The sequence below is a fragment of the Bradyrhizobium denitrificans genome (assembly GCF_013179005.1).
Lineage (GTDB): Bacteria > Pseudomonadota > Alphaproteobacteria > Rhizobiales > Xanthobacteraceae > Bradyrhizobium > Bradyrhizobium denitrificans.
This window is the reverse complement of record NZ_JABFDP010000013.1, coordinates 1-23,742: the sequence shown is the minus strand read 5'-3', so window position 1 is coordinate 23,742 and position 23,742 is coordinate 1. Positions and strand designations below refer to the sequence as shown.

Here is a 23,742-nt window from a genome sequence, read left to right as displayed (position 1 = left end):
TCGTCAGAACGTCACGAGAATCCGGATCTCGTCGTAGGCGAACGATGGCACCACCCTGCGCGCCACGAAATCGTTCCAATCTTTGAACTTCGACTTGTCTCGCGCTTCCACGATCGCCTGGGCGCTGGCAGCGCTGAGGCGCGGCAGCTTCTGTAACTCCTCGGCGGGAGCCATATTGAGATTGAGCCTCTTGGCTTGCCGGACGACCCGGCCTGGCTGCGGCGTTTGCTGAATATCCGCTTCTGGCGAAGCAACCAAGACGGCGGCCACCGTGCCACCAGCAGCAATCAATGCGCAGCTGAGCCAGATGCGTCGCGTCATCATCCTAGCCGTATCCCACGAACCAGCCACAGTCCCGATGCGGCAATGCACGACGGACGGGTTACGCGAGGATGACCTGCACCCGGCGCTATCGCAGGTGAGCGGCAGCTTGGCGCCGGTGATAGGAGATCTGCATCTGCTTCATCTTCGAAGCGTCGATCGAATGGTCAACGCGAAGGCTGTCCGCCGGAACGACACCGGAAACCTCCAGATCGACAATCTCGCCATCGATCTGCATCGTGCGCCGCCCCTCGACGACGAGACCGCCGTCCGGACTCACGCGCGTGACCACGGCCGCCATGCTCATCCGTTTCAACTCAGCCTGGCCGACCGTCGTGCGGCCGGCAGTGTCGCGCGACGACGAAGCATCCGCCCTGCGGCTTGCCACGGCGCCGCCGGTGTCAGGCAACTCGTCGGCGTGCCGATTGGCATTTGCGCCACCTTGCGTGGACATGTCACCCGGATTCTCCGCGATATTGACTGTCATGGTGACGATATCGCCAATCTGCGGCGCGCGCTGCTTCGTGGACCAGGCATGCGATAAAGAGCGCAACCGGCGGTTCGGCTGATGCGCCGGAACGCGGGCGGCTGCGGCTGGCAGCAGCGGCTGAATTGACGCTTCGTCCGGCTCGGTCAAAGACTCAGCTGGCAACAACGCAGCAGAGTACGCGGGACCATCGAACTGCGCGCACCCCGACGAAATGACCAGAACGTTAGCGGCCAGGAGTGCACGTACGACTCTGCCGAACGTCACGACCAGTCTTTCGACACAACAAATATCACAACATCATCTTCTTATATGCGGCCAAGCCGCATCGCGGACCAGGACAAACAACGCCAGAAGCAAACAGGACATCAGATCGCTGCGGGGCAGGCGATCCGACGCACAGGCGCTGACATCCGAGACCCTTGCGTCTCCGTAGTCCGCCGCCCCCTCGGCCCTGCGCCCGCCGTCCGTTCACAAGCCGGACCGGCCCCGCCCCGGCTCGCCTCGTTTGCGCAGAGGAGCCATGACATCCGAGAAAGGGCCCCGCCTCGGCGGGGCCTGCAGGTCTCGTTTGCGCTCGGTCGCCTCAGTAGCCCGACCAGGCTCCATCCGAGTAGCCATCCTTGTATCCGGACACATAGCCGTCCGCGTAGCCGTCGCCATATCCCGGATCATAGTCGTACACATGATGACGGCGATAAACGACTCGTGGCGGCGGATAGTTGTCATCGACGTAGACATAGCTCGGCGCCGAACGAGCGGTAGCCGCGGATCCCAAAAGAGCTCCGATGGCCAGGCCGCCAACCACCCCTGCCGCCACGGCCGCACCACGATTGCCACCGGCCGACGCCTGGGTCGTCGTCGCACTGGTGACGGCCAACGCTACGATGAGACATGCGCTGATCTGCTTCATTGTGTTCTCCATGAGGACGCGCCGGGACGACGCGCCTGAGACCAATCGAGACGACCAGAGTCACACCTGCAGCTTACCACACCATGACAACGCGGGCCTGCCGTGCCGCGATCATGTCGCGGCAGGCTACCGCTTGGTGTCGTCAGAATCGATAGTTGACGCCCACGCTCACCGTATGGAGCGTGCTGTCAAACGTACCATTCCTCACGAGTCGTCCGGGTGACGGTGCGACGAAGCGCGCGGTGCCGAAGTCGTAATACTGATACTCCAACTTCGTCGACCAATTCGGCGCGAGCATATATTCAAGGCCCGCCCCGACTGTGTAGCCGCTCTTGTTGTCACGGACAGCAAAGGCAACCGGCGCCCCGGCCCGCGATCTCACGCCGTAGCTCGTGTCCTGATAAGCATATCCGCCTTTGACATAAAGCAGACCTGCTCCCCACGTGTAGCCCAGACGCCCTGTCAGCGCACCGATGCCATTACGGTCACGGGTCAGCTCGCGACGACCGAGGGTGGAGGTCTGCCCGTTTCCAGCAAGCCAGCTGTATTGACCTTCGGCACCCAACACCCAGTTCGGCGCAAACTGATAGTCAGCGCCAAACTGCAGGCCGCCGAGGAAACGCGATTCCCGGCCGAATGCTCCGCTGGCACCGCTGAATTCTCCGCCGAGATGACCGCCGACATAAAGACCGGTCCAACTGCGGACGGGCGAGATCTGCGGCACAACCACGGCGGAGGTCTTGGCCGGCCTCGCCGCGAGGTCTGCGGCCATTGCGCTCTCCGCGCCGAAAAGAGCAATAGCTGCAGCAACAAGCCAAGTCTTATTCATATCATCCTACGATGTTGCATCTGGTCCGCTCACGATGTCCGGCCAGTTCATCGCAGAGAAATGCCGCATTCGCCTTGCGACAGCATTACAAGCCGCCTTAGACACCACGCTCCGGACATAATTCGTCTCGTCGTACGGCGGATCATGAACAATGATACGTGTGTGAATGTCTTCGCGAAGGACGACATAGCGCGGCGTGGCACCGCACGCGCTCGTCCAAGCAAGACAAACGATTGCTTCAGCGCGATGCGATAGAGGCAGCTCACAATTCAGAGCCAGAACGCTCTGCAGGCCGTTCGGGAATGTGGGGCTGGACACCTCCCGAACGGCCCGCTCACTGGAGTCCGACGACGTCCGAAGCCATGCGGGCTTACCAGTGTAGAGAAGGAGCGTGCCGCAGTGGGGCGGAGCTGGCCTCGACGAGGCCCGACGCTCTGTTCCGCGACGCCATTCCAGTGTCCGGCCGGGCGAGATCGACATCGAGATTCGTGAGCACGGTTCCCGGTCTACGCTGTCGACAGCGAAGATGATACCGTCTCGATCGTAAGGACACGCGCAAGCTAGCGAGCGAGCCTTACCGCAGCATTACGACGCTCGCATCGATGCGCGTCGTCGGTGGACCGGCAAGGAGAGCGGATCTCCCGCGCGTCAGCCTGTCGTAACGATCCCGCGGCTAATGGCCCAGCGTCTTAGCAGCAACATCTGATGAGACGTCCGGTGAGGGATCGTGCGGCCTGATCAGGTCACCACCGGATGAGCGGGCGGTGCCCCCGCACGCGAACAGCGCGCTCGCTTCGTCCGTCACGCGAACCGGCGCATTACGTACAAGGAGTCATCGCATGAAAATAACGCAAGTCATTCGTCTCTGCGCGGTGCTGCTCCTTATCGGCATAAGCGAGCAAGCTGCTGCAACCGGGCTGGAAGGTTACGCCGGGGTCAATCTGAACATCCGCTCTGGACCGAATGTGCGGTTTCCAGCTGTTGGCGTGCTGGGGTCCGGCTCGTCGCTGACGATCCACGGTTGTCTCAGCGGCTATAAATGGTGCGATGTCAGCGCTTCCGGCCTTCGCGGCTGGGCCTCAGGTGCTCACATTCAGTTCATCTACGAGACACGCCGTGTCTACGTTCCCGCCTACGCGCCGCGCGTCGAGATTCCAACCCTGACCTTCCACATCGAGACATATTGGCACGAGCACTACCGAGAGCAGCCATTGTACGTCGACCTGCCGCAATGGGTCGGCTACCATTGGGAGGAGGACAATCTGCCTCCTGGTTGGCGAGACAATTGGGACGACGACTACTTCGGCCACGAATATGAGCCACCGAGTGGCGAATGAGCTCTGCCGGACCAGCACCGTTCGCCAAGCACATCGTTACTGGCCGAGTCCGGGACATTCTTAGCCGAGGCCGGGAGCCGCGCGTCCGGCTGCGGTTCAACCGCGGACATCCATCCGGCGATTGGCGAATGCAAGACGGCACGCCGTTTTCCGCAAACCGCGCAGAGATCGGTTCATGCCAGAATGGGGCGGACACGCCCCATTCACATCTCTGATTTCGACTGGACGACCGCCTGACACGTCTTTCGAGAGCCGTCCGTCTCGTGAGCGCAAGTCAGGCAGCACTGAAGTCAGGCAGCACTTGAGACGACGAGTTGAACGCAGCGTGACGGCGGCAACTGGCGATGGCTGCCTCCTCGTCTCCGGCATTTAGCGATCACGAATGGCTCGTTCACTTTCCGTGAGGCAGCGTCAACTGACAGACCTCCCTCAATACGAGCACATCGCGAGATCACTACCTGTGTGACGAGTTGGCAACACCTCGAACTTGTCGAGATATTACTCATCATTTCCACAAACACCCGCCACGTTTCAAATGATACGATGTTCACGTTTGTGTGCGTAGTTGCGATGGGGTGGCGGAATGATCTTGCGAGTCGGACAGGGCCTTTGTGAATCAACCACCGTCCGACGGCAGGTTCGTCGTTTCTCCAGCCAAACCAGCGCTTCGGCACTGGCCCTCGGCCTTGCCGCGCTGGCACTCGGGACCGGCTCGGCCAAAGCCGACTGTACGCCGGCGGCGGCCAACAATGTGACCGCGACCTGCGCCGGCACGACCACCAATCAGGGCGCAGGTGCCCCCGGAACCAGCGGCAGCACTTTCGGCTATGGCTCCGGCGCCGAGACGGGCGTGACGATCAATGTCGCGACCGCAGCGACCGTGAGCGGAACCAATGCCGGGATCAGAATTCAAGGCGGTAGCGTCCTGAATGCGGGATCGATCAGCGGCTTCGAGGGTGTGCAGGGCGCCTCTCTCGCGATTATCAATTCGGCAGGCGCAGTCATCACGGGGACCAATAACGGGATCGAGGCGTTTTCCACCTTCGCCATTGCCAACTCCGGCACCATCTCTGGTTCGGCAGGCTTCATCAGTCCGTTCGGCTCGGGGACCCTCGTGAACCTCGCTGGAGGCGTCATGAGTGGAACAAATGCGGGAGTTAGCGGCGGCAACGGGGTTCTTACTGTTCTGAATTCGGGAACGATCAGCAGCAGTTCAGGAGGTGGCGTAGTCCTCGGAACTAATTCGTTGATCTTCAATGATGGCACGATCAGCGGTGCCGCCTATGGCATTTCCGCCGCAGGCTCCTCGATCATCAATGCCGGTACGATCAATGGCGGAATCAACTTCTTCGGACCGGGCAACACCCTGACGCTCGCACCGGGGTCCGTCATCAATGGCCTGGTGGGCGGAAGCACCAACAATGCGTTGCAGCTCGGCGGCAGCGGCACCGCGAGCTTCGACCTTTCGCAACTCGGCAGCACCGCGCAGTATCGCGACTTCTCCACCTTCAATAAGGTCGGCGGCTCGGTCTGGAGCCTGACCGGAACCACCACGTACACCGGCGCCGTGAATGTCGATGGCGGCACGCTGCGTGTCGACGGCAATCTCGCCTCCGCAGGCAGCACGACCGTGAACGCGGGCGGCACGCTCAGTGGCACCGGCACGCTCGGCCGCACCAGTGTTGCGAACGGCGGCATTCTGGCGCCCGGCAGCGGCGCGGCTGGTACATCGCTCTCCATTTCCGGCAATCTCGCCTTCCAATCCGGGGCGATCTACCTGGTGCAGGTCTCGCCGACGAACGCCTCCACGACCAATGTCAGCGGCATCGCGACGCTCGGTGGGGCAACCGTGAACGTCGCATTCGCGCCCGGCAGCTACATCGCAAAATCCTACACGATCCTGAGCGCGACCGGCGGCATCTCCGGCACGTTCGCGCCGACCGTCAGTGCAAATTCGACCACGCTCACGCGCTCGCTCAGCTATGATGCCAACAACGTCTATCTGACCGTCGCACTGGGCTACAGCGGCATCCCGGGGCTGAATGGCAATCAACGCGCCGTCGGCGACGCCTTGACCAGCGCCTTCAACGCCGGCGGCGGCATGTCCGCGATTTATGCATCGCTGACGCCAGCCGGCCTTGCGCAGGCTGCCGGCCAGATCGGCAGCTCGGCGCAACAAACGACGTTCAGCGCCATGAGCCAGTTCATGGGCCTCGTCAGCGATCCGACGCAACGCGGAAACACGTTTGGTGGCCCGAGCACCGCGACCGGTTATGCCGAGGAGGACGGGCGCGCCGCCTATGCCGCACGCCGCCGCGACGACGCCTTTGCCATGGTGACCAAAGCGCCGGCTGCGCCCTTCGCGTCGCGTTGGAGCATGTGGGCGGCCGGCTTTGGCGGCTCGCAGACCACCGATGGCAATGCCGCCGGCGGCTCGGCCAATAGCGCGAGCAGCCTATATGGCACCGCGGTGGGGGCAGACTATCAGCTCTCGCCGAACACGCTCGCCGGCTTCGCGTTGGCGGGGGGCGGCACCAATTTCAATGTCACCGGCCAGGGCTGGGGTCGCTCCGACCTATTCCAGGCAGGGGCTTACATCCGTCACGTGCAGGGCCCCGGCTATGTCGCGGCTGCGCTTGCCTATGGCTGGCAGGCCGTGAGCACCGACCGCGTCGTCACCATTGCAGGCTCCGACCATCTCGCTGCAACGTTCAACGCCAATGCCTATTCCGCCCGTATCGAGGGCGGCACACGCTTCGTCATGCCGTGGATCAGCGGCATGGGCCTCACGCCCTATGCGGCAGCCCAGGTCACAACCTTCGATTTGCCCGCCTATGCCGAGCGCGTCGTCTCCGGCGGCGGCGCATTCGCGCTCGCCTATGCCGCGAGAACGCCGACCGACACCCGCACCGAGCTCGGCCTGCGGAGCGACAAATCCTTTGCCATGCAGAATGGCGTGCTGACTCTGCGCGGCCGCCTCGCCTGGGCGCATGATTTCAATCCGAACCGGGCGGCGGCGGCAACCTTCCAGGCGTTGCCTGCGGCCAGCTTCATCGTCAACGGCGCGCCACAAGCGGCCGATTCCGCATTGACGACCGCTTCGGCGGAAGTGAATTGGGTCAACGGCTGGTCGGCTGGCGCAAGTTTCGAGGGCGAGTTCTCAAACGTCACGCGCTCCTACGCAGGCAAGGGGCTGGTCCGCTACGCCTGGTGAGCCGAGACTTGCCAATTCGCGCGAGAACCGAGATCCGCCGGATGTTCTCGCCGATGGACCACACTCTCGCCGAACTACGACGGCAAATTCCCGTGATTGTCCGAGACGACCGCATGACGACGGCATCTATGTGAGCTGACTGCAGTGCAATCAGCTGTTCTGCGCCAGAACCTCGCGCAACGCCGCCGTCAAGCGCGCCAGCTCCGCTTCCGAGCCGATTGTGATCCGGAGGTAGTCGGCAATGCGGGACGCCGTGAAATGCCGGACGAGCACCGCGCGTTCGCGCAAGGCCGCAGCCAAGGACTGGCCAGAACGATCCGGATGACGAGCGAAGACGAAATTCGCGCTTGATGGCAGGACGTCGAAGCCGAGGCGAACCAGTGCGGCCGTGAGGTCGTCGCGATTCCGCATGATGGCCGCACGCGCCTGCTGAAAATGCGCATCGTCTTCGATCGAGGCGATCGCGCCGGCCTGGGCGGGCCGCCCGAGCGGATATGAATTGAAGCTGTCCTTGACCCGCGTCAGGCCTTGAATGAGCTCGGCATCGCCAATGGCGTAGCCGACGCGCAGCCCGGCGAGCGCACGCGACTTCGACATGGTGTGAACGACCAGAAGGTGCGGGTGGTCGCGGATCAGCGGGATGGCGCTGTCGGCACCGAAATCGACGTAGGCTTCATCGATTACGACGGCAGCCTCGGGGCGCGATGACACCAGCCGCGCGATCTCCGTGCGCGGCAGCGCGATGCCCGTCGGCGCATTCGGGTTGGCCAGGATCACCGGTCCAGTGCGGCCGAGATAGTCGTCGACCCGCACCCGCATCTCGGCATCCAGTGGAACCGTCGTGTGGTCGATGCCGAGCAGCCGGCAATAAACGGGATAGAAGCTGTAGGTCACATCCGGGAACAGCAATGGGTCCGACTGCTTCAGCAGTGCCGCGAAAGCGTGGGCAAGCACCTCGTCCGAGCCGTTGCCGACGAAGATTTGCTCCGGGGCCACGTTGTGATACGCCGCCAGCACCTCGCGCAGCCGCGTCGCCTGCGGATCGGGATAGAGCCGAAGCGTATCGGCCGCGGCGGCTCGGATGGCCTCGATGGCCTTTGGCGACGGACCGAACGGGCTCTCATTGGTGTTGAGCTTGATGAGGCCCGGAATTTGCGGCTGCTCGCCCGGAACATAAGGCGACAGCCCCCGGGCGAGTTCTGACCAGAAACGGCTCAAGACTTTCCTCCTGCGGACCCGCGACGCCCGACACAGTTCGACCGGAAAGAAGCGGATCGCGACACAGCGGTTGGCGGGCAACGGCCAAAGGCGCGTCCGGAAGGCCTCGAACGCGTGGCTCCGAGACCAGCATTGAACATGATCTCACCGTACGCTAGTCAATCGCGCGGTGCGGCGCAATGACCTGCCCTCTCCGGCAGCACATTGCCGCGGGATAAGAACGGCCGGTCGGTTCCGCATCGCGCCAGCAGTGGATGAAAGATACCGCCGCCCGGACACATGCGAGCACGGCTCCAAGCCGTTTCGATGCCTTGGTGTCTGCACAGGGCTCCCGCGCAGCGAGAGCAGACCGTCGGCAGCATGCCAAGGATGACGCCGGGGTTCTCGCCGACCGATCAGCGGCAGACCAGCGATCGATCCGACGTGCCGCTCACTCGGCTGCAATCACTCGCCCACTCACCTTCGGGATCAGAATATTGTCAGCGTCAGAACATCGAGGGCCTGCGAGACTGTTCAGGAGGCGTGGGATACGCCCTCCCGAACAGCCTGCCACCATGGTTGCATCGGCTAAACCGACGCGGCTGGCGAACGCAAATCGTCCATCTGCACGCGGCGAGGCTTGCAGCAGTACAAACAACCAAGATGCAACGTGGTCAAAGCCGCCTATCTCGAGAGACGCCGCAACCCGACATCGTCCTGCTGCAGACACGTTGCACGCGTCCTCTATCGAGACACGGACATTACCGGAATATGACGGCACACCGCCTAGCGCGATCACAGGTTCTGAAGCCACGAGGCCAGAAGCGCGCCCTTGGGCCGGATGGAGACCTGCGGAAATGCCCGCTTCACCTGGCTGGGATTGATGCCGTACCGGCGACGAAAGGCACGGCTGAAGATCTTCTCGGATTGATAGCCGCAGGCGTAAGCAACCGTCGAGACGCGCTGTGCGGCTCCACCATCGGCGCAGGCCAAGATCCGCATAGCATGGGCCATGCGCCGATCTCGGATATAATTCGCGACGCCACCATCGGCCTCAAACAGCTTGTACAACGGGGTCCGAGAGAGACCAAACGTCGCACAGAGCAGCTCCACGCCAAGATCGGGCCGATGAAGGTTCTGCGCGACGAATTGACGAAGCTGGATCTCAGCCGGCGCAAGATCGTCGCCGCGATCTTCATCGTCCGCAGTCAGGACCGCGTTGCAGATCGCAAGCGCCGCTGAGGTCAGATGATTTCTCTGCTCGGCGTCGGCGCGCGTCAGGCATGCCCGCATATTCAACAAATGATCGGCCAGCAGCTTCAGCAGCGGATTGCCGCGTGACGGCAGAACCCTTGCAGCCGGCGCATTTGGACGGCCGGCATATTGCGCGATATGGCGCCTGGGAATGCAGATCTGGATGGCAGACATGCCTTCCGTGGCGAGACGAAAGCTGCGCGCAAGGTCGAGAACAACAAAATCGCCGGGCGTCGCAACAAGCTCGCCGTCGACATGCGCCATCCGGGTGGCACCGGCTGTCTGTAACGCAATGAAGATGTGGTCGACACCCTGCGTTACGATCTGGGACTGTGTGCGCTCCGCCCGATGCGCGCAGGCTCTATGGTCGAAGAAGAGCATCCGCTCCAGGTGGTAGCAGCGCAGAAAAATATCGCAGACCGATTGCGCCGCAACGGCCTGATCGGTGACGAACAAGCTTGCCGTGAGCTCCTGCCACGTCCGGAGCCGGATTTGATCATCGTCCGCTTCTGAGGATCTCAGATCTATCAATTTGAGCGGCATATTTGCAGCGCCCGATTCGTCGGTCGCAGTCATATTCCGCCGGCGCATTACCGCGGCATTACCGGACTTGCCGGACCAGCGTCGTTCGAGTTGCGAAGGTGCCGCCTCCTGGGCGGGAGATGAAGCGCTGATCATCGGAGATAGTTGACCAGGGACAATTTGGAGATCATCGCGGTGACTTGGTAGCTCGCCTGCAATCTGTTCTGCAGGCTCACGAGCTCAGCCACGACCGCTTCGGCCGGAGCGCTCTCGAGACGGTCAAGTTGGGTCCGGTGGATTGCGCGGATCGCCTTGTTTTCAGACTGGGCCTCGGAGAGCGCCGCCTGGGCGAGCCCGAAATCATTGGTGATCCCGTCGACGGCCTCTTGCGTGGGTAGCAGCGCCAGTGCACGGGATGCGAGCGACTTCGAGCGCTCAGTTGAAGCCGCGGTTGTCGTTCCAGATCCACTCGCGGCAACGGATGCAAGCCCGGCCAGGGCCGAACGAAGGGCGTCCTCGTTGGCGCGCGCGCCAACGGCCAACGCGCTGGTCGACGACGTCTGCACGACCACCGCTTCGCGCGGAGCCGCGGTCGATCCCTCGCCGCGATACCAGGTGACGGTCGAGGTGGATGCGATCTGCGCGTAGGCGGGCGTAGCTGCGCTGAAATCGATCCGCCGCGCCGCAAGTCCCGGCGCGCTCTGTCCGGCGAAGAAATCCTGTGTCGCGCGCACGGTCGAGCTCGCCGCCAAGACTGTATCGGACGCGCGAGCCAAGGCGCGGCGCAAGGACTCGGAGATGTTCTGCGCGGTCTCCGTCAGGGTCGCGCCGATGGCAAAGTCCGACGCCGAGTCCGCATCGACCCTGGACTGCGCCTGCAGGGTCACAGTGGTGGTAGTTCCGTCGCGCAGCGCCAGCTTGATCGAGAGCTGGTCACCGACCGCGGGCTGGCGTGCAACATCGATGGTCAGCGCTCCGGCTGTACCGCCGGTGGCAAACGTCGCCTGAAGCCCGGGGGGCGTCGCGCTCTGGACGCTGGCGATCTTGCCGTTGCCGAGCAGCGCTAGCAGGGAGGACGCCGCATTGGCCGGCGAGCTGATATCAGCCAGATCGGCGCCGCTCAGGTCATACGTCTTCTGTCCGCCGGACGGCTGATTGACCACCACGCGAAAACGGTCGCTCGGGAGCGGAGCCTGCGCGAATTGTGGCCCGGCGCCGTCGATGGTGCCGGCCGAATGGCTCACAGTCGCGAAGCTGCTCGACACGACGGCGGCGCCAGCAAGCGTGAAGCCGAAGTTCGCTCGGGCTCCGGGGTCGGCATCCTCTCTGAGCTGGACGCTGGTCGGGCTTGGCCTTGACACTGCCAGCCGGCCGGTGCCGTCACCTCTGTCGGCCCGCGTCTGCTCCGCCACCAGGGCCTTGAGTCCCGCCAATGGCTTCGCAGGGTCGCTGCTGTCGCCGTCAAGCAGCACGGCGGCGCTCGCGACGGGCGGCATCCTGTCCTCTCGTCCGCCGAACACGTAGCGGCCACCGATCTGCTGATTGAGAACGGCGATCGTGCTCTCAAGTCCATCACGTGCAAGCGCCTCGCTGGCGCCTGCTCCGGGATTGTTGCTCACCAACGCGTTGCGCAGCGTGACAACCGATTTCGAGATCTGCGCGACGCTGGTCGAGATCAGTTGGACCCGCGGTTGGGCGCTCGTGATTCCGACATCATAGCCATCCAGCGCACTCAGCATCGCCCGGGCACTCAGACTGTCCGATCGGCTGGCACCCAGCCCGGCGAAGGTCTCGCCGACCCGGCCGCTGCTCAATTGCGACGACAATTGATCAATCTGCTGCTTGAGCGCCATCAGGTCGGCTGCGCTGCGGCCGATCGGGTAGCTGCTCGCGGGGATGCTGGGGTAGATCGTGGTCATGCCAAGCCTCACGCCCTGAGCAGAAGGTCGATCATCTCGCGGGCTGCGGTCAGCACGCGAGCATTGGCTGCATAGGCTGTCTGCAGCGCAATCAGCCGCGACATCTCCTCGTCGATGTTCACGCTCGCGCCCTTCGAGAACCAGGCATCGGCGTTGGCCTTTGCGACGTTTTGCTGGTCGGCAACGGTGGCTGAGGCCGCGGCTTCGGAGCCCGCGGCCGCCACCACGTCCTGCGCGAACGAGATCACCGTCGTCATGGCGGGGGACCGGTTGCTGCTGCCGTTCGGCGAAGAGAAGCCCTGCTTCTCGGAGGTCAGCGCCTGGTACAGGGCCTGCGGACGCGACAGCGCCGACGGTGACGAGCCCACGGCGACAAGGGCCGACGTATCGGCCTTCAGCGCCGTGTTCACCGCGAGGCGGGCAGCCAATCCCGCACGCTGGGGACCATCATCCATCGCCCCGTTCACCAGCGCATTCGCCGCGCCATCGACGAAAACAGCGAGCTTTGGATAGCCGCCAGAGAGGTCGCCCGCGGTTTTCGGCTGGGTGACGGAAGCTGTCACGCTCTGAATGCCGTCCCCGCCGACCGTGATGCTGTTGGAGCCGCCGCTTGTCACCGTCAGGCCCGGTGCGGTGGCCGAGATCGCGGTGGATAGCGCAGCGGCATAGGCCTGCGACGTCACCGGAGCCGGTGGGATCGCGAAGGTCTGGACGCGGCCGGGCGGCTGCGCAACGTCCAGCGATTTCGAAGCGAGATTGGATGCGACGAGAACAATGGTGCGTTGCGTGTCGCCCGAACCGACCGCAATCGTGATCGTATTGCCGGGTTGCATCTGGGCGACATCATCCAGGCGAAGGTCGAAGCCGGCGCCACGGCGACCGGCGGTCACCGTCGTATTCGTGAACGCCTGGGCGAGCCCGAACGCGAGATCGTCGAGCCGACGCTGGGCGCGCGGCAGAATGGCATCGCGAATCTCCAGATTGGCTGCGATCGAGCCTGATGAGACCGCCGAGGCATCGAGCTCGAGCCCAACTCCGCCCGGCAGGGTGGCCAAGATCGCACCGCCGCCGGTCGCTGGCGACCGATCGATGAAGGACAGCTTCGTGGCAGCACCACGCTCGACCAGGGTCAGACCCGACGCTGTCATCAGAGTGACACCGCCGTCGCGCTGACGAATCGACTTCACTTCCATATAGCGGGCGAGTTCCGTGATCTGCTGGTCACGGCGATCAAGAATACCCACGCGTGTTGCGTTGTCGGTTACGGTGGTAGCTTTGATGTTCAGATCCGCAATCGACGTCAGCAAGCCGTCGGCGGCGGACACTTCGGCCGCAAGCCGCTTATTGGTACTGTCACGCATGGCCTGGAGGGCATCCGCCATCCCGCGGATCTTGTCAGCAAGAACGGATGCCGCGTCCACGACCGTGCTGCGGCTGCTCGCTGACGCGCCATTCGAAGCCAACGCCAGCAACGACTTGGCGAGGCCATTGAGACGAGCATCGAGCGCGCTGGAATCAGCTGGCTTGCCGCTGAGCTTGTCGATCTGCGCCAGGATGTCGGCCTTGGCCGACGCATAGGCCGCATGCGCGCTTTCGAGCCGCATCTGCTTCAGCGCCATCTCATCGAAGGTGCGGTCGATCCTGGCGACCGCAACTCCGGAATTGCCGGGCCCTGCGGACTCCGTCGACACAACGCGCCGCGTGTATCCGGCAACGCCGGAATTGGCGACGTTCTGCGAGACCGTTCCGATGGCGACCTGGAGCGTCTGCAGACCCGCGGTTGCGGTATTGAAGGCGTTCGTCAACATCAGGCGTCTCCGGTCCAGCAGCAGCGCGTACGATCAGCGGATCGCGTTGAGCAGGTCGGACATCATCTGCTGGGAGGTCGTCATGACCTTGACGTTGGCCGAATAGGCCTGCTGCGTCGCGATCAGCTTGGAGAATTCGCCCGCGACATCGCTGTTGGAGGCCTCGACATTGCCGCCGACGATGGTTGCGCCATTGAGGCCGGCGATCGGCGGACCGGAGTCGCGCGTCTGCTCATAGCTGCCGCCGGACGCCGGCTTGAGCGCGTTCGGATTGGCAAAGTTCGCAACGCCGGCCACAGCCACGGCAGCGGTCATATCATTGGTGAAGGTGCCGACGATCGTTCCCTCGGATGTAACCGAGAGGCTTTTGAGACTTCCCGCCGGGTAGCCGTCCTGAGCCAGCGTGTTGGTCGTCACAGCGCCGGAGGACGTCGCCAGTTGCGTCAGGCCACCCGAGCCGATGCTGAGCGTGACATCGCCCGAATTGACGCCGTCGACGGTCAATTGCGGGATCTTCAACGCCACACTTCCATCTCCCGCCACGACAGCAGCGGCGGGCGGCACGAATTTTCCGGCGCCATCGAAGGCGAAGGCGTGCCCCACATTGGTCCAGTCGCTGGCCTTCGACCCGGTCGAGCTCGACGCGTAGAACAAGTTCCAGGTCGCGTTCTTCGGAGGCGTGGCCGCGGCGTTGGCGTCCTGCACCTTCGCCCAACGTGTCGAGACCGACACGGGCGTGCCTCCGGCGCCATACATCGTCAGCGAGGGGCCTGGAAGCGACTTATCGAGAAAGGATTGCGCCTGCGCCGCAGGCACCTTCTTGCTGGTATCAGGTGTGGCCAGCGTCGGATCGGTCACGATCGCAGTGGCGACCGCGTAGGGCGTGGAATCACCGGCCGACCCCGCCGTCGTCACCGGCGCCTTCGGCAGATTGGCGCCGTAGTCGATCCTCGTGGTCTGCCGGCCCGGCATGTTGGAGTTGTTGATCCTGATCGGGCCGGACGAGACTGCACTCCCGGTCGCGGGATCGAGATTGGTCCCGAACAGATACAGGTCGGCCCCGTTCATCAGATAGCCGTCCTTGTCGATCGTGAAGTCTCCTCGGCGCGTGTAGAGCGGAACTCCGGAGAATTTGCTGTCACCCGTCTTCTGTTGGACGGAGAAGAACGCGGGACCATTGATCGCCATGTTGGTCGACGTGCCCGTCGCGCGAAGCGCCCCTTGGACCGAGTTGGTGAACCTCGCTTCCGCAACGACACTTCCTGCCACCGCCTGCTTCCTGGTCTGCGAACTGATGAGATCAGAGAAGCTTGTGTCGACGTATTTGTAGCCTGGCGTCTGGGTATTGGCGATGTTGCCGGAGATGTTGGCCATCGCGTAAGACTGCGCCTTCATGCCGCTGAATGCCGTCAACAGAGCGGTCGAGATGCTCATTTTTCTGTCTCGTATCGAAGATTGGAGATGAGGGATGGTTTTGGGCGCCCGGCCTGCCGGCCGCCCGTCGTTGTTTTTCCCGTGTGCTCCGCGGCTTCACCGCGCGCGAAGCAACGATAAGCAGGACATCATCGACACGTTCCCGGATATGCGTGAGCTGCCCCGTCATCACGCGCTCAGAGCGCGTTATGACGATGCGAAGATCAACGCGCTAGCGGAGAAGCTGGAGGATGCCCTGCTGCGCCTGGTTGGCGAGCGACAAGGCCGAAATACCGAGCGAGTTGCGCAAGCTCAGCGCGTTCTGGTTTGCAGTTTCTTCGTTCAGATCGGCGATCGTGAGGTTGTTTGCGCCCACATCGAGAATATTGATCATGTTCTTGGTGAACGCCTGCCGGTTCTGAATCACCGTCAGATTCGAGCCGAACGTCGAGGCTTGGCTGCGCAGCGTCGATGATGCATTCATCAACTGACTGAGCGCGGTCTTGACCTCGTCGTTCGTCGCGAAGTTGCCGCTCGACTGAGTGATCCCCAGACCGGACGCGTCGAACTTGACGCCCTTGATGTCGAGATAGCTCGTGTCCTTCTCGTTGAAGGTCATGTGCAGCGTGTTTTCTTTCGGATCGCTGCCGGTGCGGTAGAGCAGGTTGGCGCCCTGGAACCGCGCGTCTTGCGCCGCCATGGTGATCTGGTTCAGCAGTTCATTGAACTGTTGCGCCAAAGCCGCGCGCTGATTGGTTCCGTTCGCTGCGGTCGCTCCGGCGCCAGCCGCAGTTCTCGCCTTCGTTGCGTCTCCAGCGGTACCGAAGCCGATGTCCTTCGTGCTCGCAGCGGCCGAGGTCACCGTCAGCTTCTGATCGCCGCCCGAGGCCGTCGTACGAAGCGAAACCGTGCCCGCAGCATTGTCATAGGTCGCGATCACCTTGCCCGAAATGCCGGTATCGGCATTGAGCTGACGGTTGATCGCGGCCGCGATATCCTGAGCCTTCAAAGTGGCCACGCCGAGGGCTGCGTCGGCCGTCTTGTTCAGATTGATGGTCTTGGTGAGACCATTGCCGAGCTGGACCGTGATGGAGGCGTCGCCAGCGGTCAGGTCGAAATTGCTGGCCGTTCCGAGCGCGCCGATCGCTGCGCCCGTGACGCTCGCCTTGGCCGAGCCATCCGTCGCATCGATGCCGGACGCGGCGACAGCGGTCAGTGCGCCGGTTCCAAAGCCCACATCAACCGTGTTGGTGGCGCCGCCGCCCGAGATCGTGAGCTTCGCATCCGAGCCCGTGAGGGTCGAGGTGAACGTCAGGCGACCGTCATTCGTCATCGACGCGGTTGCAAATGCGCCCGCCTGGTTCAGCTGCTGATTGATCTGGGTGAGGATTTCGGTCGACGTGACCTTCGAGATGTCTCGCACACTCTGCGCCAGGCGAGAGCGATCCAGCGAGACCGTGGTGGCATTGCCGAAATTGTCGGTGACGGTGAAGACCGAGGCCGCCGATGCCGCGCTGTAGTCGTGAGTGCCATCAGCCGCAGCGCCGGTGCCTGGGCCGAGCAGCGATTTGCCGCTGGATGCGGCAACCACCGCGCCCGTCGCAGCGGAGCCGGACGCCGTGTTCTGAACCGCAAGCGCCTGCTGCGCGGTGCTCTTGGCGGAGTCGACAAGCCCCTGAATGCGCGTGATGCCCTGGTTCGCAGCCTGGATGGTCTGGATGCCGTTCGAGATTCCGTCCATCAAGGACATCAGGTCTGCGGAGCGGGCCGTCATGCTCTGCGCCGCGAAATAGTTCACCGGGTTGTCCAGTGCGGAGTTGACCTTCTTCTGGGTCGACAGGCGCGACTGGGTTGTCGCGAGCAGGGACGCTGTGTCCTGCAACGACAGCAAATTCTGGCGCGTGGCAGCAGACAGTGTGATTTCGGAGGGCATGGCTGAGATCTTTCTCTTCTCTTTTCGCCGCTTCATGCGACGAGCGTGAGCCTCGCCCCGGACTATTTACGACATCGAAATTCCTCGAGCCCTCCACGCGCCGTTTTGACACCCTCCGTCCTCATCGAGGTACTTTTTGTACTTATCGATCGAGAATCGATGTCGTCGTTATTTCATGCTCATCGGCATGCGACGCACGAAGGCGCGGCACAGCGCACGGTCCGGCGCGACTGCCCTGACTGCGAATGTCCTGGGATTATTAGCTGATGAGGCTGGATCTAGAGGGCGACCGAGCCGCGCGAACTTCAATCAACGATTGCGCGACCACTGCGCCAGTCGCGACAAGATAGTTGACTTGCCGACACGGCGGGCTGACAGGCTTGACTGAAAGCGCTCTTATCAATTCGACTTGCAACTGGCCCGAAGAGCGAGAGGGCTCGTCGCGGCATTTGCTCGTCGCGAGACGCACGCGATCGCACCGCCGGCTTTGCGGAGCACGACAATCCGAGGCCCTGGCGGTTGACGCCACAGCATCCGCCGTCAGGCCGATCTTGTACGCTACGCCGGCTTCTCGGCCGCCAACAGAACAGCGCGCCGCGTCGTTCGCTAGCGGTACGCGCGTGTCAGGAAGGCCGAAACTCCGGAAACGCACCGATGCCTACACACAATCGATAGGCCCTTGCTCGTCGTAGGCGGCATCGGCGCAATATCAGAAGTCGACATCTAGACCCGTGCGCTCGCGTGGATCACCCGCCTGACACTGTCGAGCGGATAGTTTCGACCGCCGATCGACAGCATGATTGGACTCTTGGTGAGGTCGACAGATTCAACGACGCCCTGCGCCTCTGCCGCCACGGCGATGGACTTTCCGCCGATGTCCTTCGCATCGACGACCAATCTGTACTGGCCGGGAGGGCACATCGCACCATTGCTCGCCTGGCCGTCCCAGGAAAAGCTTGTATCGCCGGAGTTCAATGCACGGGTCGCGGAATAGACCAACTGACCGGTCACGTTCCTCACCGAAACCGTGGCCGTGGCACTCTTGGGGGATCTCAGGTTCCACACGGCGGAGCCGCCCTTCGCGAGGCTGGCGTCGCTGCCATCGACCACTGCCGTCCTGCCGACGAGCATCAACGCCTGTGTCGATTGCGTCGATTTTTGAGCCTCGACGAGCCGTTCGAGAAGCGTGTTGCCCTTGAGCTGCTGCTCGACCTGCGCGAACTGGACGAGCTGTTGGGTGAACTGATTGACGTTGAGCGGATCGAGAGGGTTCTGGTGATTGAGCTGCGTTGTGAGCAGCGTCAGGAATGACTGAAAATTGTCTGCGATTCCCGCCCGTGCGCTGGCCGACGGCTTGACCGGCTCCTCTGTGCGGGTCTTTGACCCTGTGGCGACTGCCTTCTGAGGTGATGAGGTCGATTCAATGCCCATCTCGTGCTCACGGCCTCAAAGTACTCGCGACCCGCAATCATGGGATTGCGCGCGCGGGATCGATTCGATGTTGTCAGTCCACACCTCCTAGCTTGCGGCAACATTACGGCGAGAACCGATACGGCTAGTTGCGGCTAGGCCGACTCACTCATCGTTGGTGGAGGAAGCCTCTCCCTTCATCCTTGTAGAGGACGGATATTCGACGACGAAGCGCGTAGCCGTTGCTCGCGTGCCGATGCGACGCGGGTCTCGCTACAGATAAGCGCGCCGAGGTGCGAATGAGATCAGCTTCATCATTCGCAAGGCGATCTTTGCTGACTGTGCGCGCCGACGCTGCCGCCCTGCCCCAGATGCCTCGATGACGATGAAGGACGATTGATGATCCCGTCGTCCCAGCGGCCGCGACCGCCATCTCTCCTGCGCGAGGCTCCTGGCGCATCGGCCAGCAACGGACCTCGGTCATGATGGGAGGCGATCGGTCACGCCCCCTGTCATCTGTTCAGGGACGCCCCACAGGGTCGTCCGAACGCCGGCTCGTTGGAAGGGATCCTCGCTTCCGCTGCGTCTCAATAATGCAAAATACGCGTATTCAGAGTAAAGCCACGATCTCCTACGCTTTTGATACTGCGTATTAATTTTCCGTCGCTTCCCGTTCGACTCGTCCGCGATCGATGAGCGTTCGAACCGGCCGCGCCCCTCCGGTCGTGCCTCTTCTGTGAGATCTTGGTCAGCATCATATCTTTGCGGTGTTCTTCGGCAGGAGTTAATTGCCGCCTGCGGTCTTGCCACCATCGATCGGAATGACGGCGCCCGTGATATAGCTGGAGGCATCGGACGACAGCAGCAGCGCCAATCCCTTGATCTCGTGCGGCTGAGCAAGGCGGCCGAGCGGGACTGTTGCGGCCTCGCGTGCCGCGTTATCCGGGTCGAAGAAACGACCGCCATTGATATTGGTCTTGAACGGTCCAGGAGCCAGACCGTTGACCTGCACGCCGAACGGCGCCAGTTCCAGGGCAAGTTCCTTGATCAGCAGGACCAAGGCAGCTTTCGAAGCCGTGTAGGAATAGCCGATCGAGGGATTGGCGCGCAGCCCAGCGATCGAAGCGGTCACCACAATCTTCCCGGAGCGCTGTTCTTTCAGAGTCGGGATCGTCGCCTTCAAGGTTGAGACGATGCCGGTCAGGTTGACGCCGATGGTGTGATTCCAAGATTTGAGATCAATATTCTGCAGCAGGCCGGCGTCATTGCCGCCGACGCCTGGTCCATAACCGCCGCTGATCCCGGCATTGGCGAACACGATATCGACACCGCCGAGCGCCGCGATCGCGGCCTCGATCGTCGCGTCGAACCCGTCGGCCGCCACGTCGCCATGGACCCCGGACACCCTGAGGTCGCGGCTGATCAGCCGCGCGATCTCGCGCTCCAAGGCCTCTTTATTGCGGTCAACGATCGCGACGACAGCGCCGTTCTCCGCCAAACCCTCGGCAATCGCGAGGCCGATCCCGCTGGCACCGCCCGTAACCAGCGCCTTCTTGTCCTTGACTGCAAAGATGTCCTGAATGCTCATGCTGCGCTCCCATTCATTGGCCGCGTTTCCGCAATTCGATGATCAACGTTCGATCGGTCGCCTGCCTCCGGCGATCCATTCCGACCAAGAGCCCGGATACAAGCTCACTTCCTTTTCGATCTCAGCAAGCGCGAGGACGAAAAGGGTCGAAGCGATGCCGCCTCCACAATAGGTGGCAAGCGGTCGGGCGATGTCGATGCCGGCCTGCTCCAGCCGAGCGGCAATTTCCGATCTGGCGAGCAGCTTCTTGTCGGGGCCGAGAAGCTGCTCCGCCGGAAAGCTCTTCGCTCCGGGAATGTGCCCGGTCCCGTCAGCGCCGAATTGCGCGAGCGGCCGCACGTCGACCAGCGTTCCTTTCGCCGGAAACGCGGCCGCCTCGTCGGCTTGAAGGAACGGAAGCGCGCCGGCCCTGACCTCGATGTCGCTCGACTGTCGCGGCAGGACCTCTCCGCTGGTGAGCCGCAGACCGGCGGCTTTCCAGGCGTTCAGTCCACCATCGAGCAGCTTCGCGTCGGCGATGCCGGCCCACCTCAACACCCACCAAGCGCGCGCCGCCGGTGCACCGTTGCTGTCGTCATAGACGACGACCGAACAGGACCTGCCGATGCCCAGCCGGCGAAGATCGGCCTGGAGCCGCGTCGGATCCGGCAGCGGATTGCTTCCGCCTCCGTCGGCGCGCGCCACAGGGTCTGCCAGTTCCGTCGGCAGATCGATATAGAGAGCGCCTGGAAGATGGGCCTCGAGATAGCTGTCCCGCCGCCCTGGCTTGCCCGGCGTGAAGCGCACGTCGATCAGAGCGATATCGCGGTTTGCGGTGAGTTGCGCGGCCAGCTCATCAACGCTGATGGTGTTCGGCGATCGCAGTGACGGATGAAGCGTCATCGGCTTGTCCCGGGTTTGAGCGGATTGTTCGCGGGTTCGGTCAGTGGCGGGCCGATCCGAGCGAGCGCCAGCGCGTGAGCCGTTGTTCGACCATCAGAAAGAGCGCATTCAGAACGTAACCGATCGCCGCGATGGTGAAGATGCCGGCGAACAGCGCCTTCACGTCGAGAACCTGCTGCGCTTCGAGAATGAAGTAGCCAATGCCGCTATTGCCGGCCAGCATTCCGGTAACGACGGCGATCACCAACGTGACCGCGAGCGCCTGACGCATCCCGACGAGGATGTAGGGAAGTGCCGCCGGCAAGCCGATCTCGATCTGTGTCTGGATCCAGTTCAGTTGGAAGGTCTGGGCCGTCATCGCCATCGTCTTGGAGATGCTGCGCGCGCCGGCATAGGAATTCAGAAGGATCGGAAACGTCGCAGCCAGCATAACGATGACGATCTTGAAACTATCGCCTATGCCAAGATACAGGATCAGCAGGGGGAGTAGCGCGGTGATAGGGATCTGGCGGAGGATCTCCACGACGGGTTCGGCGCCACCCCACACGACCGGAACACGCCCCATCAGAAAGCCCAGCACAACGCCCGTGACGGTTGCGAATGCATAGCCGATCGCGGTGATTCTCAAGGTCTCGAGCACCGCAGCAACGAGATCCCCGTTCTGCACATGATCGAGCCAGACCGCGCCGATGTCTGTCAGGGGCGGAAGTTGCGGCATCCGGTGAAGGGTGCTGGCAATCTGCCAGGCCCCCAGAGCCAATAGGACGATCGACCAGCCAAACGCCCTGCTCGTAAAGTATCTCCGTGCCAGAAGAACGACTCCAGGCCGCGCCGGCCCCGGCGAGCGTTTGCTGAGCGCGCCAAGCCCCAGACGGCCGGCAGCTTCATCGTGCGAGGACATCGTGGCCTCCGTTCATGTCAGTTCGGCGCGAGGACGCGCTTAAGGATGTCGCTTCTCATTTCCACGAATGCGGGAGCGCGACGCGTTTCGATCTGGTGCCGTGGACGCGGCAGCGGCACGTCGACGTCCATCTGGAGCCCGCCGCCATTCGGTTGGAGAACCAGGACGCGGTCGGACAGATACAGTGCTTCGTCGATGTCATGGGTGACGAAGACGATCGTCAGCGCATGAGACTGCCAGATGCGAAGCAGAAGGTCCTGAAGATTGGCTCGGCTCAGCGCATCCACCGCCGAGAACGGCTCGTCGAGTAACAGGATCTGCGGTTCGGAGGCCAGCGCGCGGGCGATTGCCACGCGCTGCTGCATTCCGCCCGACAGCTCCGACGGATATCGGTCGGCGGTCCCCGCAAGACCGACCTCGGCCAGCTTCTCGTCGATGACCGCGCCGATTCCCGCGCGGTCCGTCAGTATCGACCGGCGATAGGCGTGTCGCAATCCGAACTGAATGTTTCCACCGACTGTACGCCACGGAAGCAGCGACTCCCCGTAGTTCTGGAACAGATACCGCACACTGTCGGGCGGCCGCGAGACCGGAGACCCATGAACGGCGATGCCGCCGCCGCTCGGCGCTTCGAGCCCCGCAACCAGACGCAGCAGGGTCGATTTTCCGCAGCCGGAGCGTCCCACAATGGACACGAAGGTACCATCGGCGATCGAAAGACTGACCGGCGAGAGGCCCGTGACATCTTCGCCGCGAGCGCTCCTGTAGCGTTTGCTGACGGCGGACACTCGAATGGAAACACCTTCGGATGTCATCACTCCGCCGCCGCCTCCGCCGTCGGCGCCGAGAAGCGGTTCGCCGGCTTTGGCAGGCCGAGGTGTCCGCGCAGCGTGTCGGCCTGGTACGCGGTCTTGTAGACGCCGAGGCGCTGCAACTCCGGAATCACCAAGTCGACGAACGCATCCAGAGGGCCTCGCGCATAGGGTGGAAACAGCTTGATCCCGTCGAAAGCCCGTGCCTCGAAATGATCAGCGATCCAGCGCGCCACCTTCTTGCCGCTGCCGACCACGGGCGGCTGGTTCAGGTGGCCCCTGTTGGAGACGTAGTGGAACAGGTCGAGGAAGGTGACGTTCTCGTCGCCGAAGGCATCAAGCGCGGTGCGCAGCCACTTATTCTTCTCGAACTCGGCGTCGTCCAGGACGTCGACCAGCCGCTCCTTGCGATCGACCGCGCTCAGGTCGCGTCCGAGTACCGTCGCCACATGGGCCGGCGCATAGTCGGAGACGACAAGATCCTGCACCTCGCGGAATTTGCGATGCGCCTCGGCGTCAGTGCCGGCGACGTAGAAGGTGATCCCGGGGATGACATGGAACTCCTCCGGGTTTCGCCCGAACAGTGCCAGGTAGCTCTTGACCTTCGCATAATAGTCGATGTTCCACTCGGTGGAGACGAACGGACTGAACCGGATATCGGCATATTGCCCGCCGTAGCGGAATGAACTCTCCGAACCTCCGGCATGGACGATCGGGATCTGGCCCTGCGGCGGGCGAGGAAGGTTCAGCGGCCCCCTGACGGAGAAGAATTCGCCCTTGAAGTCGATGGTGTGGGCCTTCGACGCGTCGACGAAAACGCCGCTGGCACGATCGTCGCGGAAGTACCCGTCCTCCCAACTGTCGCTGAGCTGATTGATGATCGAGATGAACTCATGGGCCTTGCGGTATTTCTCATCTCCGGCGAGATGCCTGATCTGGCCGTAATTTTGCGCCGGCGCATTGATCTGAGGCCGGAAAACTGGACCATTTTTGGCTAGAGTC

The 23,742-nt window shown here is 63.0% G+C and carries 18 protein-coding genes; 2 read left to right on the top strand and 16 right to left on the bottom strand.

Features of this window, described 5'->3' with window-relative positions; all coding sequences use genetic code 11:
* Positions 1-3 precede the first annotated feature (3 nt).
* From HL671_RS15585 to HL671_RS15570, 4 genes are all read right to left on the bottom strand, one after another.
* Positions 4-324, bottom strand: coding sequence for a ComEA family DNA-binding protein (locus HL671_RS15585; RefSeq protein ID WP_172236920.1), 321 nt, complete (start codon positions 322-324; stop codon positions 4-6).
* An 85-nt stretch (positions 325-409) separates the two neighbouring features.
* Positions 410-958, bottom strand: a complete 549-nt coding sequence (locus tag HL671_RS15580) for a flagellar basal body L-ring protein FlgH (RefSeq protein ID WP_172236919.1) — start codon at positions 956-958, stop codon at positions 410-412.
* A 436-nt stretch (positions 959-1,394) separates the two neighbouring features.
* Positions 1,395-1,721 (bottom strand): hypothetical protein, encoded by a 327-nt coding sequence (locus HL671_RS15575; protein WP_172236918.1) that lies wholly within the window; start codon positions 1,719-1,721, stop codon positions 1,395-1,397.
* Between the two features lie 142 nt (positions 1,722-1,863).
* Positions 1,864-2,493 carry an outer membrane protein gene (locus tag HL671_RS15570; protein ID WP_172236917.1) on the bottom strand — a complete coding sequence of 210 codons (630 nt, stop codon included), beginning with the start codon at positions 2,491-2,493 and terminating at the stop codon, positions 1,864-1,866.
* 896 nt (positions 2,494-3,389) lie between these two features.
* On the opposite strand from HL671_RS15570, the gene HL671_RS15565 reads away from it, so the two are divergent.
* Both HL671_RS15565 and HL671_RS15560 read left to right on the top strand, forming a co-directional pair.
* Complete coding sequence (locus HL671_RS15565) at positions 3,390-3,887, top strand: SH3 domain-containing protein (RefSeq protein ID WP_172236916.1); 498 nt, start codon at positions 3,390-3,392, stop codon at positions 3,885-3,887.
* Between the two features lie 583 nt (positions 3,888-4,470).
* Positions 4,471-7,101, top strand: a complete 2,631-nt coding sequence (locus HL671_RS15560) for an autotransporter outer membrane beta-barrel domain-containing protein (protein ID WP_246579562.1) — start codon at positions 4,471-4,473, stop codon at positions 7,099-7,101.
* Positions 7,102-7,251: 150 nt separating this feature from the next.
* Here the strand turns inward: HL671_RS15560 and hisC are convergent, their stop codons facing one another.
* The 12 genes from hisC to HL671_RS15500 form a co-directional block, all read right to left on the bottom strand.
* Positions 7,252-8,319 carry a histidinol-phosphate transaminase gene (gene hisC / locus HL671_RS15555; protein ID WP_172236914.1) on the bottom strand — a complete coding sequence of 356 codons (1,068 nt, stop codon included), beginning with the start codon at positions 8,317-8,319 and terminating at the stop codon, positions 7,252-7,254.
* Positions 8,320-9,093: 774 nt separating this feature from the next.
* Positions 9,094-10,230 (bottom strand): AraC family transcriptional regulator, encoded by a 1,137-nt coding sequence (locus tag HL671_RS15550; protein WP_148221557.1) that lies wholly within the window; start codon positions 10,228-10,230, stop codon positions 9,094-9,096.
* Positions 10,227-11,993 (bottom strand): hypothetical protein, encoded by a 1,767-nt coding sequence (locus HL671_RS15545; RefSeq protein WP_172236912.1) that lies wholly within the window; start codon positions 11,991-11,993, stop codon positions 10,227-10,229. Before HL671_RS15545 ends, HL671_RS15550 begins: the two co-directional genes overlap by 4 nt.
* 8 nt (positions 11,994-12,001) lie before the next feature.
* Complete coding sequence (gene flgK, locus HL671_RS15540) at positions 12,002-13,801, bottom strand: flagellar hook-associated protein FlgK (RefSeq protein ID WP_172236911.1); 1,800 nt, start codon at positions 13,799-13,801, stop codon at positions 12,002-12,004.
* A gap of 33 nt (positions 13,802-13,834) precedes the next feature.
* On the bottom strand, positions 13,835-15,235 hold the full coding sequence (locus tag HL671_RS15535; protein WP_012047045.1) for a flagellar hook protein FlgE: 1,401 nt from the start codon (positions 15,233-15,235) through the stop codon (positions 13,835-13,837).
* A gap of 211 nt (positions 15,236-15,446) precedes the next feature.
* Positions 15,447-17,147: a flagellin N-terminal helical domain-containing protein gene (locus tag HL671_RS15530; protein ID WP_041751071.1), complete on the bottom strand. Its 1,701-nt coding sequence runs from the start codon at positions 17,145-17,147 to the stop codon at positions 15,447-15,449.
* 723 nt (positions 17,148-17,870) lie between these two features.
* Complete coding sequence (locus HL671_RS15525; RefSeq protein ID WP_172236910.1) at positions 17,871-18,578, bottom strand: flagellar hook assembly protein FlgD; 708 nt, start codon at positions 18,576-18,578, stop codon at positions 17,871-17,873.
* Between the two features lie 763 nt (positions 18,579-19,341).
* Positions 19,342-20,145 (bottom strand): SDR family NAD(P)-dependent oxidoreductase, encoded by an 804-nt coding sequence (locus tag HL671_RS15520; RefSeq protein ID WP_012047048.1) that lies wholly within the window; start codon positions 20,143-20,145, stop codon positions 19,342-19,344.
* Between the two features lie 42 nt (positions 20,146-20,187).
* A complete protein-coding gene (locus HL671_RS15515; RefSeq protein WP_172236909.1) occupies positions 20,188-21,027 on the bottom strand; it encodes a sulfurtransferase in 840 nt (279 codons plus the stop codon).
* Positions 21,028-21,067: 40 nt separating this feature from the next.
* Positions 21,068-21,928 carry an ABC transporter permease gene (locus HL671_RS15510; RefSeq protein WP_172236908.1) on the bottom strand — a complete coding sequence of 287 codons (861 nt, stop codon included), beginning with the start codon at positions 21,926-21,928 and terminating at the stop codon, positions 21,068-21,070.
* A gap of 17 nt (positions 21,929-21,945) precedes the next feature.
* A complete protein-coding gene (locus tag HL671_RS15505) occupies positions 21,946-22,743 on the bottom strand; it encodes an ABC transporter ATP-binding protein (RefSeq protein ID WP_246579563.1) in 798 nt (265 codons plus the stop codon).
* Positions 22,743-23,742: LLM class flavin-dependent oxidoreductase (locus HL671_RS15500; protein ID WP_172236907.1), on the bottom strand; the 1,000-nt coding region annotated here is incomplete at its 5' end. The genes HL671_RS15500 and HL671_RS15505, both read right to left, overlap by 1 nt.

What these genes read in the sequence shown, in the direction of transcription:
- HL671_RS15575 (WP_172236918.1), bottom strand. Translation starts at nt 1,721, where the DNA reads ATGAAGCAGATCAGCGCATGTCTCATCGTAGCGTTGGCCGTCACCAGT.
- HL671_RS15530 (WP_041751071.1), bottom strand. Translation starts at nt 17,147, where the DNA reads ATGCCCTCCGAAATCACACTGTCTGCTGCCACGCGCCAGAATTTGCTG.
- HL671_RS15525 (WP_172236910.1), bottom strand. Translation starts at nt 18,578, where the DNA reads ATGGGCATTGAATCGACCTCATCACCTCAGAAGGCAGTCGCCACAGGG.
- HL671_RS15565 (WP_172236916.1), top strand. Translation starts at nt 3,390, where the DNA reads ATGAAAATAACGCAAGTCATTCGTCTCTGCGCGGTGCTGCTCCTTATC.
- HL671_RS15585 (WP_172236920.1), bottom strand. Translation starts at nt 324, where the DNA reads ATGATGACGCGACGCATCTGGCTCAGCTGCGCATTGATTGCTGCTGGT.
- HL671_RS15545 (WP_172236912.1), bottom strand. Translation starts at nt 11,993, where the DNA reads ATGACCACGATCTACCCCAGCATCCCCGCGAGCAGCTACCCGATCGGC.
- HL671_RS15510 (WP_172236908.1), bottom strand. Translation starts at nt 21,928, where the DNA reads ATGTCCTCGCACGATGAAGCTGCCGGCCGTCTGGGGCTTGGCGCGCTC.
- HL671_RS15515 (WP_172236909.1), bottom strand. Translation starts at nt 21,027, where the DNA reads ATGACGCTTCATCCGTCACTGCGATCGCCGAACACCATCAGCGTTGAT.
- flgK (WP_172236911.1), bottom strand. Translation starts at nt 13,801, where the DNA reads ATGTTGACGAACGCCTTCAATACCGCAACCGCGGGTCTGCAGACGCTC.
- HL671_RS15520 (WP_012047048.1), bottom strand. Translation starts at nt 20,145, where the DNA reads ATGAGCATTCAGGACATCTTTGCAGTCAAGGACAAGAAGGCGCTGGTT.
- HL671_RS15505 (WP_246579563.1), bottom strand. Translation starts at nt 22,743, where the DNA reads ATGACATCCGAAGGTGTTTCCATTCGAGTGTCCGCCGTCAGCAAACGC.
- HL671_RS15550 (WP_148221557.1), bottom strand. Translation starts at nt 10,230, where the DNA reads ATGATCAGCGCTTCATCTCCCGCCCAGGAGGCGGCACCTTCGCAACTC.
- HL671_RS15560 (WP_246579562.1), top strand. Translation starts at nt 4,471, where the DNA reads ATGATCTTGCGAGTCGGACAGGGCCTTTGTGAATCAACCACCGTCCGA.
- HL671_RS15570 (WP_172236917.1), bottom strand. Translation starts at nt 2,493, where the DNA reads ATGGCCGCAGACCTCGCGGCGAGGCCGGCCAAGACCTCCGCCGTGGTT.
- HL671_RS15535 (WP_012047045.1), bottom strand. Translation starts at nt 15,235, where the DNA reads ATGAGCATCTCGACCGCTCTGTTGACGGCATTCAGCGGCATGAAGGCG.